Raw genomic sequence first — 13,668 nt, 5'->3', positions numbered from 1 at the left:
AAGGCCGAGCAGGCCTCGCCGCTTGCCAGGGGGCCGGGGCCCCGTCATGTTCTCCGGGCGCGGCGCTCCGTCGCGCCGGAACCCAAGGGACCAATCCATGACCACGCCCGGCGAAAGGGCCGTAGCGCTCGCACAACTCTTGATCCGCTGCGCCAGCGTCACGCCAAAGGACGCGGGCGCCTTGGACGTTCTGATCGAGCCGCTGACGAAGGCGCGGTTCGCCTGCGAACGCCTCACCTTCAGCGAAGACGGCACGCCGCCGGTGGACAATCTCCTGGCGCGGATCGGCGAGGGCCCGCCGCATCTGTGCTTCGCCGGCCATACGGACGTGGTGCCGCCGGGGGACGAGGCCCTGTGGAGCCATCCGCCCTTCGCCGCGGAGATCGCCGACGGGGTGCTCTTCGGCCGCGGCGCGTCTGACATGAAGGGCGCAATCGCTTGCTTTGCGTCCGCGGCGCTCGACTACGCCAAGGCGAAGAACCGCGAGATCGACGGCACGATCAGCCTGCTCATCACCGGCGATGAAGAAGGCCCGTCCATCAACGGCACGCGGAAAGTGCTCAAGTGGATGGAGCATAAGGGCCTGAAGCCCGACCACTGCATCGTCGGCGAGCCCTCCAATACCGACAAGCTTGGCGAGACGATTAAGATCGGGCGCCGCGGCAGCCTCAACGGCCGGCTGAAGGTCGCGGGCCAGCAAGGGCACGTGGCGTATCCGCATCTTGCCGCCAATCCGGTGAAAGGCATCATCGCGGCGCTGACCAGGATTTACGACGAACCGCTCGACTACGGTAGCGCGCATTTCTCGCCGTCTAATCTTGAGGTCACCAGCATCGACGTGGATAACCCGGCGACGAACGTGATCCCGGCAAGCGCGGAAGCGAAGTTCAATATCCGCTTCAACGACCGGCATGGACCGGATTCGCTGGAGAAGATGCTGCGGGAGCAAGTGGGGGCGGCCCTCAACGACACCGAACTCACCTTCACGCTGGAGTTCGATCCGCCTGGCGATGTGTTTGTCACCGAGCCGGGTCCGCTCGACGCTCTCTTGAGCGAGTCAGTGCACGAGGTCACGGGACTCACGCCCGCGCTGTCAACGGCCGGCGGCACCTCGGACGCGCGCTTTATCAAGGACTACTGCCCCGTCGTGGAGTTCGGGCTTACTACCCAGACCATCCACAAGACGGACGAGAACGCCAAGGTCAGCGACCTCGAGCAACTGACCGCGATCTATCGGCGCTTCATCGAGCGCTATTTCGAGGCGTTTGCCGGGGGACCCGATGGGCGGTGACGGCCGGCCGATCGGGGTCTTCGACTCCGGCATGGGCGGCTTGACGGTGCTACGGGCCCTTGCCGCACGCCTCCCGCATGAGCGCTTCGTCTATCTCGGCGATACGGCGCGGCTGCCCTACGGCACCAAGAGCGCGGAAACCGTCCAGGCTTACGCGCTGCAAGCCACGCAGCTCCTCGTCGGCGAAGGCGTGAAGATGGTGGTGATCGCCTGCAACACCGCCTCTGCCGTGGCACTTGCCGTGCTGCAGGAGTCATGGGACCCGGTGCCCGTGATCGGGGTGATTGAGCCGGGCGCCGCGGCGGGAGTCGCTGCGACAAAGAACAAGCGCATTGCCGTACTCGCGACCGAAAGCACCGTGCAGGGACGCGCCTATGCGCGGGCCATTCAGCGGCTGATGGCGGACGCGGACGTCGTCCAGCAGCCGTGTCAGGTTTTTGTGGCGCTCGCCGAAGAAGGCTGGGCCGAAACGCCGGCGACACTCGCCACTGCTAAGCATTATCTCGAGCCGCTATTCGATGGGGACGACGCCCCCGACACGCTGGTGCTTGGCTGCACGCACTTTCCCGTGCTGGCGAACGCGATCCGCCGCACCGTGGGGACAAACATCGCGCTCGTGGATTCGGCGGAGACCACGGCGGCGGCCGTCGCAGACGCACTTGAGGACGCAGGTGCGGCTTCCGCAGGGCCCGCGAGCAACGCCTCGATCCGTTTCTTCGCGACGGATTCGCCGGAACGGTTTGCGCGCGTCGGCGCCATCTTCTTGGGCCGTGAGATCGCCGTGGACGATGTCGAGCTTGTGGACTTGCGAAAGGCTTAGCCTTTGGGCGGCGGCTCGGAGTCCGGCAGCGCGGCGGAATCGTCCGTGGGATCAGGCTCGTCGAGTTCGGCGGGCGCATCCGTGTCGGCGGCAGTCGACACATCCTTCAACAGCCCCATGAACCAATTCCGGCCAAGGACCACCGCGACGAGCGCGAAGTAGAGCACGCCGCCGCCGATCACGAGAATGGCCAGCGCCGTCTCGTCGCGGAAATGGGTCATCGAGGCAAGCGCCTGGTGAAGACCGTAAGCGCCGGCAAAGAGCGCGCCGGCAAACACGACGCCAACGATGAGCAACTTCGCGACAGGCCCGCCAATGGCCGTGCCCGAAACGGCGAAGCCTTGGCGCCGCGCGAAATACGCAAGCAAGCTCAAATTTATCCAGGCGCCGATACTGGTGGCGAGGGCAAGGCCGACTTGCGCCAGCGGGCCCATCAGCACCACCTTCAAGCCAATGTTGACGGTCGCGGCGAGCAGCGCCGCTTTCACCGGCGTCAGCGTATCGCGGCGCGCATAGAAGGGCGCGGTGAAACTCCGCAGCAGCACGAAGGGAATGAGTCCAATCGAGTAAGCGGCAAGGGTGTTGCCCGCGGCAAGCGCATCGGCCGCCGTGAACGCGCCGCGCGCAAACAGCGCCCGCATGATGAGGTCGGGAATGGCGACGGCTGCGGCTGCGCACGGCACGGTCAGAAGCAGCGCCAGTTGGATGCCGCGCGCTTGGGCCGACGCCGCGCCCGCCTCGTCCCCCGCCGCCAAGCGCCGCGACATCTCCGGCAACAGCACGACGCCGACGGCGATGCCCACGACGCCGATGGGCAGCTGATTGATGCGGTCGGCGTAGTAGAGCGCTGACAGCGCGCCGGTGGGCAGGAAGGTCGCGATCAGCGTATCGGCGAAGAGCGCGAGCTGCACACCGCCCGCGCCGAGAATGGCCGGGCCTAAGGCCTTAAGGAATTTGCGGGTGGGTTCGTCGAGTTTCGGCATGCGCAAGCGAATGCCGAAACCGTGGGCCTCGGCGTCAAAGCCCAACAGAATGGCTTGCGCCACACCGGCAATGAGGACACCCCAAGCCGCCGCATGGCCGGCATCGGGAAAATAGGGCGTCAGCAGCAGTGTGGCGATCACCGAGAGGTTCAGCAGCACGGGCGCGCTGGCCGCCGCGGCGAAGCGGTTATTGGCGTTGAGCACGCCGGCGAACAGGGTCTCCAACGAGACAAGCGCCAGATAGGGGAAGGTGATGCGCGTGAGCGCGACCGCGAGATCGTAGCGTTCCGGATCGCCGACAAGGCCGGGCGCGAGAAGCCCGACGACTTCCGGTGTGAACAGAAGCGCAATGGCGAGCAGCACCAGATTGATGGTGACCAGCGCCGCGGCGATCTGATCGGCGAAGAGCTTGGCCGCCGGCAGGCCCGCCTCCTCCAGCGTGCGCGCATAGGCCGGCACGAAGGCGGCGGCGAAGGCCCCTTCGGCGAAGATGGCGCGGAAATGGTTCGGCAGGCGGAAGGCGACGAAGAAAGCGTCGGCCATCGGTCCGGCGCCGAGAATGGCAGCCATGACCACATCGCGGATGAAGCCAGTGAGGCGTGAGACGAGCGTGAGCCCGCCGACAGTGGCGATGCGCCTGATCATGCGCTTGGCTGATCCCCCCTTGAAGGTCGCCTTGCTGAAGGTGGACTTGGCTTAATAGTCCACCTTCACCAGGTAAAGGCCTTGGGGCGGCGCCACCGGCCCGCAAGCCGCGCGATCCTTGGTTTCCAAGGCCTTTTTGAGGTCGCCGCTCGTCCAGCGCCCCTCGCCCACGAGCTTCAGCGACCCCACCATGGAGCGCACCTGATTGTGCAGGAAGGAGCGGGCAGACGCCTCGATCCGGACGATCTCGCCGTGGCGGGAGACCTCCAGCCGGTCCAGGGTCTTTTCCGGCGAAGCCGCTTGGCACTCGGTGGAACGGAATGTCGTGAAGTCGTGATGGCCGATGAGGCCTTGCGCGGCGTCGTGCATGGCCTTGGCGTTCAGAGGCTTAAACACGCCCCAGGCACGGCCCCGCTCCAGCGCCAGCGGGCTGCGCCGGTCGACGACGCGATAAAGATAGTGCCGTGCCTTTGCGGAGAAGCGCGCGTCGAAACCGTCCGGCACCTGCTCGCAATCCAGCACCGAGATCGGCTCGGGCCGCAATTGCGCATTGATTGCGTCGCGGATCTTGGCCGGCGCCCAGTCCCGTTCGAGATCGACATGGGCGACTTGGCCGATGGCGTGGACACCGGCGTCGGTGCGCCCGGCACCGCCCGGCATCGCATCCTCGCCGGAGAAATCCTTGATCGCTTGCGCGAGCCGCCCTTGCACCGACATCTGCCCGTCCTGACGCTGCCAGCCGACAAAGGGTGTGCCGTCATATTCCAGGGTGAGCTTGTAGCGGGGCATGGCTAATCGAAAACCGTGCGCGCGGGAAGGTCTATACCGCGCAGGAAGGAATCGGCCGACATCGGCTTTTTGCCGGCGCGCTGAACCTCGGTGAGACGCACCGCGCCTTCCCCGCACGCAACCGTCAGCGCATCATCGAGTAGCATACCTGCAGGCGCATTGCCGTCAGCGAGCTTGGAGTCGAGCACCTTCACACGCTCGCGCTTGCCGCCAAGGTTGATCTCGAACCAAGCGCTCGGGTACGGGCTAAGCCCGCGAATATGGTTGTGCACGACCTTGGCTGCCAACGACCAGTCGATCCGCGTATCCGCGTTCTTGATTTTGGCCGCGTAGGTGGCGTTCGCATCGTCTTGCGCAAGACATTGCAGCGTCCCGCTCTCAAGTGCCGCGAGGGCCTCCACGATCATGCTTGCACCAAGTTCCGAGAGCGCGTCGTGCAGCTGCCCCGCCGTCATGTCCGGCCCAATGGACTCGCGCTCCATGAGACAGACCGGCCCTTCGTCGAGCCCTTCGGTGATGCGCATGATGCACACGCCGGATTCGGCATCGCCCGCCATGATCGCGCGGTTGATGGGCGCGGCGCCCCGCCAGCGCGGCAGGAGCGAGGCGTGGATGTTGAACAGCCCGCGCCGCGTGGCATTGAGAATTGGTTTGGGCAGGATGAGCCCATAGGCGACAACGACGGCCGCCTCCGCATCGAGCGCGGCGAAACGCTTCTGCTCCGCAGGGCTCTTGAGATCGTTCGGCACGCGTATTTCTAGCCCGGCCGCCTCCGCCGCCTCGTGCACGGGCGACTTCCGCAAGGCCATGCCGCGCCCCGCCGCGCGGGGCGGCTGGGTATAGACGGCGACGACCTCGTGACCCCCTTTCAGAAGCGCTTGAAGCGCCGGCACGGCAAAATCGGGCGTGCCCATGAAGATGATGCGCATGGGTCCGGGTCTTAGGCTGGTTGAGGTGCGAAGTGAAGCCTTTGGCGGCTACATCGCCTCGGCGCGCTTCTGCTTGGTGAATTTCTTGACGATCATGTCGCGCTTGAGCCGCGACAAATAGTCGATGAACAGCACGCCGTCGAGATGATCGACCTCATGCTGGACAATGGTGGAGAGGAGGCCTTCGAGCACGCGCTCTTGGCGTTCGCCCTCTCGGTCGAGAAAGGCGACGCGGCTAACGGCCGGGCGCTCGACCTCCGCCGTCACTTCGGGGATGGACAGACAGCCCTCCTCGTGGACGCGCAATTCCTCGGAGCGGTCGAGGATCTTCGGATTGACCATGACGATGGGGTCCTTGGGCTCATCGTCGCCCGTCGCGTCCATGACGATCAGCCGGCGCGAGATTCCGATCTGCGGCGCCGCCAGCCCCACGCCGGGCGCGTCGTACATGGTGGCCAGCATGTCGTCCATGAGCCGGCGCAGATCGTCGTCCACGCGCTCGATGGGCTCTGCCACCTGGCGCAGCACCGGGTCCGGGATGATGATGATGGGGTAGAGATGCGTCATGGGTTCCCGGCTGACATAAGGACCGGGCGCAGCTCGGTCAACATGTTCCTGTTTTGGTCTGAACTCGCGAATCAGCCTATAGCTTGGTCTTATGGCTCTTGAGCCCCTTCAGGTGGGGAGCATCACGCTCGACCCGGTCCATGTGGCCCTCGCGCTCGCAGGGCTTGCTGTCCTTGCGCTGCTTGCGCTCGCGATCATTCTCATCGTGCTCATCGTGCGGCGAAAGCGCGAAGGCGCCGCCAACGACACCCAACTTGGCGAGATGCGCGTCCGGCTTCAGACGCTGGCCGAGGTCAGCGTGACCCGGCACGGGGAGCTGGCGCGCGCCGTGAACGAGCGGCTCGACCGCATGACCCACAAGGTGGGCAGCGACCTCAACGAGACGGCGCGCAAGACGCACGACTCCATCTCCAAGCTCAACGAGCGCCTGGCGGTGATCGACACGGCGCAGAAGAACCTCACGGACCTCTCCTCGAACATGGTGAGCTTGCAGGAGATCCTCGCCAACAAGCAGGCGCGTGGGGCCTTCGGCCAAATGCGCATGGAGACCATCGTCAAGGACGGGCTGCCGGCGGGCGCCTATACGTTCCAGGCGACGCTCTCCAACGGCAAGCGGCCGGACTGTCTCCTGCATATGCCGAACACGCCGGCGGGGATCGTGATCGACGCCAAGTTTCCGCTGGAGGGCTTCGAAGCGTTCCGCACGGCCAAGCGCGAACGGGAAAAGAAAGAGGCCGCACGCCGGGTGCGCACCGACGTCACCCGCCATATCGAGGCGATGGCGGAGCGCTATTTCATCGCCGGGGAAACCCAGGACACGGCCATCCTCTTCGTGCCGTCCGAAGCGATCTACGCGGACCTTGCCGAGCATTTCTCGGACATCATCCAAAAAGCGCACCGGGCGCGCATCGTCATCTGCGCCCCAAATATGATGATGCTCGCAGTGCAAACCATGCAAGCCATCATGAAGGACGTGCAGATGCGCGAGCAGGCCCATCTCATCCAAAAAGAAGTGGCGACGCTGATGACGGACATGGGCCGCTTCCGCGACCGGGTGCTCGACCTGCAACGGCATTTCGGCCAAGCCAACGACGACATCGATAAAATCCTCACCTCGTCGGAGAAGATCACCAAGCGCGGACGCAAGATCGAGACCCTCGACTTCGACGAGCCGGCACCGCAAAGCGAGATCGCCCCGCAGGCGAATGGCGGCCAGCCTCTCAGTCATGCGCCCGTTGCGCCACAGGGGCGGCAAAAGCCGGCGCCGCAGCCGCGCCGCGAGACGCCGCGTGCCCGCGTCATCCGGCAACCCGACTTACTCGCGGGGGAATGATGCTCTCAACGATGGACGGCTCGATGTTCGACCAGGTCATCGTGGGCGGCGGCGCAAGCCTTGCCAATCTCATCATCCACGCCCTTCTGGTGGGCGCCATCGTCGCCACCGTGCACCGGCTGCGGATGGACCAAGGCTCGATCCCGAGCTTCCTGCGCTACACGCTCGTCATCGTGGCCACCGGCACTCTGCTCGTCGCGGGGCATTTCAGCGAGGTGGTACTTTGGGCCTACACCTATGACTGGGTAGGGGCCGCACCCCCAGACACCGACCTGATCTATTTCGCCTTCGGCAACTACACGACGCTCGGCTACGGCGATGTGGTGCCCATACCGCAATGGCACCTACTGGGGCCTATGACGGCGCTGAACGGCGTCATGCTGATCGGCTGGTCGACGGCCTTGATCTTCGAGATTTTGCGGCGCTCGAACCCCCAGACCCAAACGCGCTGAGGCTTGCCCGCGGATTACCGAACAGGCCGTGCGGCGCCGGGGCGCCGCCGCCAGTGGGCGTGGGCGAAGGCAAACCTTTTGGCGCCAAGAGCCCACGTTTCGGCGCGAAGAGGAAGGCGGCGAAGAACGCCATCGCCTGGACCAGCACGATGCACGCGCCCGTCGCACCATCGATATGGAAGCTAATGAACGTGCCGAGGACGGCGGAGGTACACGCCACCACGACGGCGATCACAAGCATGCGCTCAAAACGGTCGGTCAAGAGATAGGCCGTGGCGCCTGGCGCGATCAGCATGGCGATCACCAGAATGATGCCGACGGCTTTGATCGAGCTCACAATGGTGAGCGAGAGCAGAACGAGCAATCCGTAGTGCAGCACCCGCACGGGCAGGCCGATGGCGCGCGCGTGATTCGGATCGAAGCAATAGAGCAACAGATCGCGGCGCTTGGCGAGCACGATCAGCAGCGTGCCGCCGGCGATGATCGCCGTCTCGATAAGATCGGCGGCGGTCACGCCCAACATGTTGCCGAATAGAATGTGGTTCAGGTGCTGGTCCGTCTCGACCTTGGTGAACAGGACGAGGCCAAAGCCGAACATGCCGGAGAACACGATGCCCATCACCGTGTCTTCTTTCACGCGACTGTTGTCCTTGAGGTAACCGGTTGCGAGCGCGCAAGCGAGACCGGCGACAAACGCACCGATCACCAGCGGTATCCCCAGTACAAAGGCGATGACGATGCCCGGCAGGACGGCGTGGCTGATGGCATCGCCCATCAGCGACCAGCCCTTCAGCACCAGATAGCAGGACAGCACGGCGCAGACGGCGGCCACAAGAAGCGATACTCCGACCGCACGTTGCATGAAATCGTAGGCGAAAGGTTCGGTGAAGAATGCGATAGGGTCGATCATGCGGCGGCCTCCGCGACGGCGCGGCGCTTGCGGCGCGCAGCAAGCACGCCATGCTTCGGCGCGAAGTAGAAAGCCGCCAGGAACAACAGCGTTTGCAGCGTCACGATCACGCCGCCTGTCGCGCCATTGACAAAGTAGGAGAGGTAGGCGCCGACGAAACTCGTGACCGCGCCAAACGCGACTGCGATGACAATGAGTCGGCTGAAGCGGTCGGTCAGGAGATAAGCCGTGGCGCCCGGCGTCACCACCATGGCGATGACGAGGCAAGCACCTACGGTCTGAAGCGCCGCTACGGTGCAAGCGCTAAGCACGGTGAAGAAGATCAGTTTCACGCGGCCCGTGTTGATGCCGATGCTCTTCGCGTGCGTCTCGTCGAAGAACGTCACCATCAAGTCCTTCCACATGAAAAGCAGAATGGCGAAGGACACGACGGCGATGATGACCACCTGCAAGGCGTCCTCATCGGCGATGGCAAGGATGTTGCCGAGCACGATGGTCTGGATCGACACCGAGGTCGGATAGAGCGAGGCCATGAGCAGGCCGAGCGCGAACATTGTCGTGAACACGAGGCCGATGATGGCGTCTTCGCGGAGCCTAGAATGCTGCTTGACGAAGGCCATGCCGAGCGCGGCGAGAATGCCGGCGAAGAATGCGCCGAGTGCAAAAGGCGCCCCGATGATATAGGCGGCGGCAACCCCGGGGACGATGGCGTGGCCCAACGCATCGCCCATCAGCGACCAGCCTTTCAGCATCAAATAACAGGACAGGAACGCGCAGACCGCACCGACCAGCGCGCTGACCCACATCGCCTTCCACATATAATCGTAGCCGAACGGAATCAGGAGCTCGGCGAGAACGAGGCTCATTTGCGCTTGTCCTCTTCGCCGCGCTTGCGGGGCTTGCCGCCATAGAACACCAGCGGGCGCTCGTCGTCGGTGAGGACGTTGAGCGTGCGCGAATCCTCGTCCTCGTGCAGGGCGTGGCCGCCCAGCTCGAAATTGCGCAACACGCCGCCGAAGGTGCGCTCCAGGTTCTCTTGCGTGAAGGTTTCCGCGGTCGGTCCCGCAGCGAGCACGGTGCGGTCGAGCAGCACCACCTGGTCGCAAAAGTCTGGCACGCTGCCGAGATTGTGTGTCGAGACCAGCATCAGATGGCCGGCCTCGCGCAACTCCCTCAGGAGATCAATGATCGCCGTCTCGGTGGTGACGTCGATGCCGGTGAAAGGCTCGTCGAGCAGAATGATGCGGCCCTCTTGGGCCAGCGCACGGGCGAGGAACACACGCTTCTTCTGGCCGCCGGACAGCTCGCCGATCTGGCGGTTTCGGTACTCGCTCATGCCGACCCGCTCGAGCGCCTCGTCGACTTTCCGGCGATCCTCCCGCGTCGGAACGCGAAGCATGTTCATGTGGCCATAGCGGCCCATCATCACGACGTCCTCGACCAGCACCGGGAAGTTCCAGTCGACGTCCTCGCTTTGCGGCACATAGGCGACCATGTTCTGCGCGACGGCCTCCTCCACGGGAAGGCCGCTTAGGCGCACCTCGCCGGCCGAGGGCGTCACGAAGCCCATGATGGCCTTGAAGATGGTCGACTTGCCGCTGCCGTTGACGCCGACCAGCGCGCAGATCGTGCCAGGGCAGAGTTCGAACGATGCGTCGTGCACCGCGGTGAAGCCGTTGGGATAGGTGACGCTGATGTCCCGCACCTCGATGCTGGCGGGGGGCGCGGGCGCAGGCTCTTGTTTCAGAAGATCAAGCGCGCTCATCGTCGAAGCCTTTGGCAATGGTCTCGACGGTCACACGTAACAGATCGAGATAGGTCGGTACCGGCCCGCCTTCGGTGCTCAACGAGTCCACGTAGAGCACGCCGCCATAGCGTGCCCCGGACTCCTTGGTGACTTGCCGTGCGGGGCGGTCGGACACCGTGCTCTCGGAGAACACGACGGGGAGATTGTTTTCGCGGACCAGTTCGATAACGTGACGCACCTGTTGGGGCGTGCCTTGCTGGTCGGCGTTGATCGGCCACAGATACGCCTCGCGCATGTCGTAGTCGCGGGCGAGATAGGAGAAGGCGCCTTCGGAGGTGACGAGCCAGCGCTTGTCCTCGGGGATCGCCGAAAGGCGCTTGCGCAAGGGCGCGTCCATTGCCTTGATCTTCTCCGCATAGGCGGCCGCGTTCTTGTTGTAGACGTCCGCGTTCTTCGGATCGTGCTCGACGAGCGCTTTGCGGATGTTCTCCACATAGATGAGCGCGCTCGTGGGCGACATCCAGGCATGCGGATTGGGCTTGCCGTTATACGGACCCTCGGTGATGCCCCTGGGCTCCACGCCGTCGCTCACGACAACGCTCGGCACGTCTTTGATGTTCTGGAAGAACTTCTCGAACCAGCGCTCGAGATTGAAGCCGTTCCACAGGACGAGGTCGGCGTCCTGCGTCTTGACGATGTCCCGCGGCGTCGGCTGGTAGTCGTGAATCTCCGCGCCGGGCTTGGTGATCGACTCCACGACCGCCGCGTCGCCCGCGACATTCTGGGCGATGTCCTGGATGACGGTGAAGGTGGTGACGACGTGGAACTTGCCGTCCGTGGACGTTGAACTCTCAGGCTCTCCGCAAGCCGCAAGCGCGCTCAGCCCAAGAATAGCCAATGCGGCGCCCAGTCCTTGGAGCCGCCGAACCCAATGCGCTTTCAAACAATGCCTCCAAATAGCTGAATTACGCCCTTTTCGCCTTGCAGCTTACCTGCAATTGCAAACTATTCGCAAGATAGATTTTGACGCTGCGCATTGGATGCTTTTCCCGGGACAGGCTCTTTTTCCGGGAGAGGCGCTTGGCGGACCATGACGGGGCCCCGAGCGGCTGATAAGAGGGGCCCATGACGGCTACGGGGGGAACCACCGAAACACCGGCCGCGCCTGAGCGGCGTCATTGGACCCAGATCCTCTTCACCAAGAAGATGCTGGCCTGCATCTTCTTGGGCTTCAGCTCGGGCATGCCGCTGTTTGTCCTGGTGTCGCTGGTGCCGGCCTGGCTCCGCGACAACGGAGTCGACCTTGCCACGATCGGCCTGTTTGCCCTGGTCGGGCTGCCTTATACGTGGAAGTTCCTGTGGTCCCCAATCATGGACCGCTTCAAGCTGCCGTTCTTGGGACGCCGGCGTGGGTGGGCGCTGCTGACCCAAGTGCTCCTGCTGTTGTCGATCGGCTTGCTTGGCCATTTCAATCCATCGACCTCGATCCAAACGATCGTGTGGATCGTGTTCGCCGTCGCCCTGTTCAGCGCCAGCCAAGACATCGTCATCGACGCCTATCGGCGCGAGTTGCTGGCCGACGACGAGCTGGGAACCGGCACGTCGTTCTGGATCAACGCCTACCGCTTGTCGGGCCTGGTGCCGGGCTCACTCGCCTTGATCCTGGCCGACCACCTGCCCTGGTCGACCGTATTTTGGATTACCGGCGCCTTCATGCTGATCGGCATTGTGACCACGCTGCTCGTCAAAGAAGTGAGCGACGACCAGCTGGCGCCGCACACGCTGCGCGAGGCGGTGATCGATCCGTTCGTCGAGTTCTTCAGCCGCGATGGCATCAAAGCCGGCCTCGCCATCCTCATCTTCCTGTTTCTCTATAAGCTCGGAGACAACATGGCGACGGCGCTGGCCACGCCCTTCTACCTGGACATGGGGTACAGCAAGACCGAGATCGGCAGCGTGGCCAAGTTCGCCGGCCTATGGGCCGTGCTTGCTGGCGCGACGATCGGCGGCGCTGCCATGCTCAAGCTGAGCATCAACAAGGCTTTGTGGATCTTCGGGCTCGTGCAGCTCCTCACCATCGTTCCCTTTATCTGGCTGAGCCAGGCGGGGCATACGCTTGCCGGGCTGTTCGTCGTCGTCTCAGGTGAGTATCTCGCCGTCGGGCTTGGCACGGTTGCCCTGACCGCCTTCATGGCGCGGGAAACCAGCAAGGCTTTTACCGCTACGCAGTTTGCTCTGTTCTCAAGCCTCATCGCCGTGCCGCGCACGGTGGCGAACTCCACGACGGGCTTCATCGTAGAGTCCGTGGGCTGGACGCAGTTCTTCATCATCTGCTCCCTCCTGGCGATTCCCGGCATGCTGATGCTGTTCATAGTGGCGCCTTGGCGGGGGAAGGACGACAAAGAGGATGAGGCTTCGTGAGCGGCGCTACGCTCTTGTGGATCGTCGGATTGTTCGCCGCCGCAACGGTCGGCCTTCTCGCCGGCGTTTGGATCGGCGGCGAGCTTGAAGCGGACGTCAATCAAGAGTTGCTGACGAATGCCGATCTGCCGGAAGTCTGCTGGGAGAAAATCGGCGCCGAGGCTGAGCGCATCATCCGCGACTACGAAGGCGACACACCCACGCCTTAAGCGGGGTAAGCTTCATTTCTGCGCCAGCCAGGCGGCGCAAGGATCACGTTCGAGAACGACTCAGATCTTGCGGCTGTCATAAGCCCAATGCAGGAGAGCCTGCCGCTGCCTCGGGCGGCAGAACGGATCGCCCGGCTCACAGTTCCTCTCAATCTGCCGCACGTGCCGGCGCATCGCTTTCCAGCGTTTGATTTGCCGCTGGTCTTCATACGGCATCCGGCGGCCCAAATAGTAGCGGCAATACCATTGGAACCAGCCGCGCGGATCGTCGGGATGAATCCACCCCTTCTCGCGCCATACGGACAGCGGCTGACTGGCGTCGACGCCAAAAAAGTTGAGCGAACAGTCGCGGCCCTCTGGGGCAATTTTGGCGCCGGCAAACCAGCTCTTGGGAAATTCCTTGCGGGAGTCGGTCATGTACTTGCCGCAAAATACGCCGAGCCGCAACATCTCACGCGGCGTCAAGTCGGGCGTGAATTCCGGATCGAAATTGCGGCCAACCCGGGCGCTCAACTCATAGCGATAGCCCTTCTGCATCCTGTCGGAAACAACAATGATCCGTTTGCGCATGG

The 13,668-nt window shown here is 64.0% G+C and carries 15 protein-coding genes; 6 read left to right on the top strand and 9 right to left on the bottom strand.

The features are described from left to right. The first annotated feature begins 97 nt into the window (after positions 1 to 97). Both dapE and murI read left to right on the top strand, forming a co-directional pair. Positions 98 to 1,291 carry a succinyl-diaminopimelate desuccinylase gene (gene dapE / locus ABY454_RS02375; RefSeq protein WP_372928570.1) on the top strand — a complete coding sequence of 398 codons (1,194 nt, stop codon included), beginning with the start codon at positions 98 to 100 and terminating at the stop codon, positions 1,289 to 1,291. After that, positions 1,281 to 2,111 carry a glutamate racemase gene (gene murI, locus ABY454_RS02370; RefSeq protein WP_372928569.1) on the top strand — a complete coding sequence of 277 codons (831 nt, stop codon included), beginning with the start codon at positions 1,281 to 1,283 and terminating at the stop codon, positions 2,109 to 2,111. Before dapE ends, murI begins: the two co-directional genes overlap by 11 nt. Here murI and murJ read toward each other — a convergent pair. Genes murJ through def form a run of 4 tightly spaced genes read right to left on the bottom strand, consistent with a single transcriptional unit; the run spans position 2,108 to position 6,024 of the window. Continuing rightward, positions 2,108 to 3,739, bottom strand: coding sequence for a murein biosynthesis integral membrane protein MurJ (gene murJ / locus ABY454_RS02365; protein WP_372928568.1), 1,632 nt, complete (start codon positions 3,737 to 3,739; stop codon positions 2,108 to 2,110). The two genes, murI and murJ, sit on opposite strands and share 4 nt — an antisense overlap. A gap of 51 nt (positions 3,740 to 3,790) precedes the next feature. Further along, entirely contained in the window at positions 3,791 to 4,528 is a 738-nt protein-coding gene (gene truA / locus ABY454_RS02360; RefSeq protein WP_372928567.1) for a tRNA pseudouridine(38-40) synthase TruA, read from the bottom strand. Between the two features lie 2 nt (positions 4,529 to 4,530). Then, positions 4,531 to 5,457 (bottom strand): methionyl-tRNA formyltransferase, encoded by a 927-nt coding sequence (gene fmt / locus ABY454_RS02355; RefSeq protein ID WP_372928566.1) that lies wholly within the window; start codon positions 5,455 to 5,457, stop codon positions 4,531 to 4,533. 48 nt (positions 5,458 to 5,505) lie between these two features. Continuing rightward, positions 5,506 to 6,024, bottom strand: coding sequence for a peptide deformylase (gene def, locus ABY454_RS02350; protein WP_372928565.1), 519 nt, complete (start codon positions 6,022 to 6,024; stop codon positions 5,506 to 5,508). 91 nt (positions 6,025 to 6,115) lie between these two features. On the opposite strand from def, the gene ABY454_RS02345 reads away from it, so the two are divergent. Continuing rightward, positions 6,116 to 7,357, top strand: a complete 1,242-nt coding sequence (locus ABY454_RS02345) for a DNA recombination protein RmuC (protein WP_372928564.1) — start codon at positions 6,116 to 6,118, stop codon at positions 7,355 to 7,357. Further along, positions 7,354 to 7,809, top strand: coding sequence for a potassium channel family protein (locus ABY454_RS02340; RefSeq protein ID WP_372928563.1), 456 nt, complete (start codon positions 7,354 to 7,356; stop codon positions 7,807 to 7,809). Before ABY454_RS02345 ends, ABY454_RS02340 begins: the two co-directional genes overlap by 4 nt. On the opposite strand, the gene ABY454_RS02335 is transcribed toward ABY454_RS02340, so the two are convergent. From ABY454_RS02335 to ABY454_RS02320, 4 genes are read right to left on the bottom strand one after another with little or no spacing between them, the layout of a single operon-like run. Beyond that, the gene (locus ABY454_RS02335; protein ID WP_372928562.1) at positions 7,733 to 8,719 is read right to left on the bottom strand and encodes a metal ABC transporter permease; all 987 of its coding nucleotides are present in this window, start codon (positions 8,717 to 8,719) and stop codon (positions 7,733 to 7,735) included. The two genes, ABY454_RS02340 and ABY454_RS02335, sit on opposite strands and share 77 nt — an antisense overlap. After that, the gene (locus ABY454_RS02330; RefSeq protein WP_372928561.1) at positions 8,716 to 9,585 is read right to left on the bottom strand and encodes a metal ABC transporter permease; all 870 of its coding nucleotides are present in this window, start codon (positions 9,583 to 9,585) and stop codon (positions 8,716 to 8,718) included. Before ABY454_RS02330 ends, ABY454_RS02335 begins: the two co-directional genes overlap by 4 nt. Then, positions 9,582 to 10,484, bottom strand: coding sequence for a manganese/iron ABC transporter ATP-binding protein (locus tag ABY454_RS02325; protein WP_372928560.1), 903 nt, complete (start codon positions 10,482 to 10,484; stop codon positions 9,582 to 9,584). Before ABY454_RS02325 ends, ABY454_RS02330 begins: the two co-directional genes overlap by 4 nt. Continuing rightward, complete coding sequence (locus ABY454_RS02320; protein ID WP_372928559.1) at positions 10,471 to 11,364, bottom strand: metal ABC transporter substrate-binding protein; 894 nt, start codon at positions 11,362 to 11,364, stop codon at positions 10,471 to 10,473. The genes ABY454_RS02325 and ABY454_RS02320 overlap by 14 nt, the downstream gene beginning before the upstream one ends. 227 nt (positions 11,365 to 11,591) lie before the next feature. Here ABY454_RS02320 and ABY454_RS02315 point away from each other — a divergent pair, with 227 nt between their 5' ends. Both ABY454_RS02315 and ABY454_RS02310 read left to right on the top strand, forming a co-directional pair. Then, entirely contained in the window at positions 11,592 to 12,887 is a 1,296-nt protein-coding gene (locus ABY454_RS02315) for an AmpG family muropeptide MFS transporter (protein WP_372928558.1), read from the top strand. Further along, complete coding sequence (locus ABY454_RS02310) at positions 12,884 to 13,096, top strand: hypothetical protein (RefSeq protein ID WP_372928557.1); 213 nt, start codon at positions 12,884 to 12,886, stop codon at positions 13,094 to 13,096. Before ABY454_RS02315 ends, ABY454_RS02310 begins: the two co-directional genes overlap by 4 nt. A gap of 60 nt (positions 13,097 to 13,156) precedes the next feature. Here the strand turns inward: ABY454_RS02310 and ABY454_RS02305 are convergent, their stop codons facing one another. Continuing rightward, positions 13,157 to 13,666: a hypothetical protein gene (locus ABY454_RS02305; RefSeq protein ID WP_372928556.1), complete on the bottom strand. Its 510-nt coding sequence runs from the start codon at positions 13,664 to 13,666 to the stop codon at positions 13,157 to 13,159. Positions 13,667 to 13,668: the final 2 nt, after the last annotated feature.

Origin of the sequence: Methyloceanibacter sp., assembly GCF_041573655.1 — a bacterium.
Classification (GTDB): Bacteria; Pseudomonadota; Alphaproteobacteria; order Rhizobiales; family Methyloligellaceae; genus Methyloceanibacter.
This window is presented reverse-complemented; position numbering and strand designations above follow the sequence as displayed.

What these genes read in the sequence shown, in the direction of transcription:
- dapE (WP_372928570.1), top strand. Translation starts at nt 98, where the DNA reads ATGACCACGCCCGGCGAAAGGGCCGTAGCGCTCGCACAACTCTTGATC.
- murI (WP_372928569.1), top strand. Translation starts at nt 1,281, where the DNA reads ATGGGCGGTGACGGCCGGCCGATCGGGGTCTTCGACTCCGGCATGGGC.
- murJ (WP_372928568.1), bottom strand. Translation starts at nt 3,739, where the DNA reads ATGATCAGGCGCATCGCCACTGTCGGCGGGCTCACGCTCGTCTCACGC.
- truA (WP_372928567.1), bottom strand. Translation starts at nt 4,528, where the DNA reads ATGCCCCGCTACAAGCTCACCCTGGAATATGACGGCACACCCTTTGTC.
- fmt (WP_372928566.1), bottom strand. Translation starts at nt 5,457, where the DNA reads ATGCGCATCATCTTCATGGGCACGCCCGATTTTGCCGTGCCGGCGCTT.
- def (WP_372928565.1), bottom strand. Translation starts at nt 6,024, where the DNA reads ATGACGCATCTCTACCCCATCATCATCATCCCGGACCCGGTGCTGCGC.
- ABY454_RS02345 (WP_372928564.1), top strand. Translation starts at nt 6,116, where the DNA reads ATGGCTCTTGAGCCCCTTCAGGTGGGGAGCATCACGCTCGACCCGGTC.
- ABY454_RS02340 (WP_372928563.1), top strand. Translation starts at nt 7,354, where the DNA reads ATGATGCTCTCAACGATGGACGGCTCGATGTTCGACCAGGTCATCGTG.
- ABY454_RS02335 (WP_372928562.1), bottom strand. Translation starts at nt 8,719, where the DNA reads ATGATCGACCCTATCGCATTCTTCACCGAACCTTTCGCCTACGATTTC.
- ABY454_RS02330 (WP_372928561.1), bottom strand. Translation starts at nt 9,585, where the DNA reads ATGAGCCTCGTTCTCGCCGAGCTCCTGATTCCGTTCGGCTACGATTAT.
- ABY454_RS02325 (WP_372928560.1), bottom strand. Translation starts at nt 10,484, where the DNA reads ATGAGCGCGCTTGATCTTCTGAAACAAGAGCCTGCGCCCGCGCCCCCC.
- ABY454_RS02315 (WP_372928558.1), top strand. Translation starts at nt 11,592, where the DNA reads ATGACGGCTACGGGGGGAACCACCGAAACACCGGCCGCGCCTGAGCGG.
- ABY454_RS02305 (WP_372928556.1), bottom strand. Translation starts at nt 13,666, where the DNA reads ATGCGCAAACGGATCATTGTTGTTTCCGACAGGATGCAGAAGGGCTAT.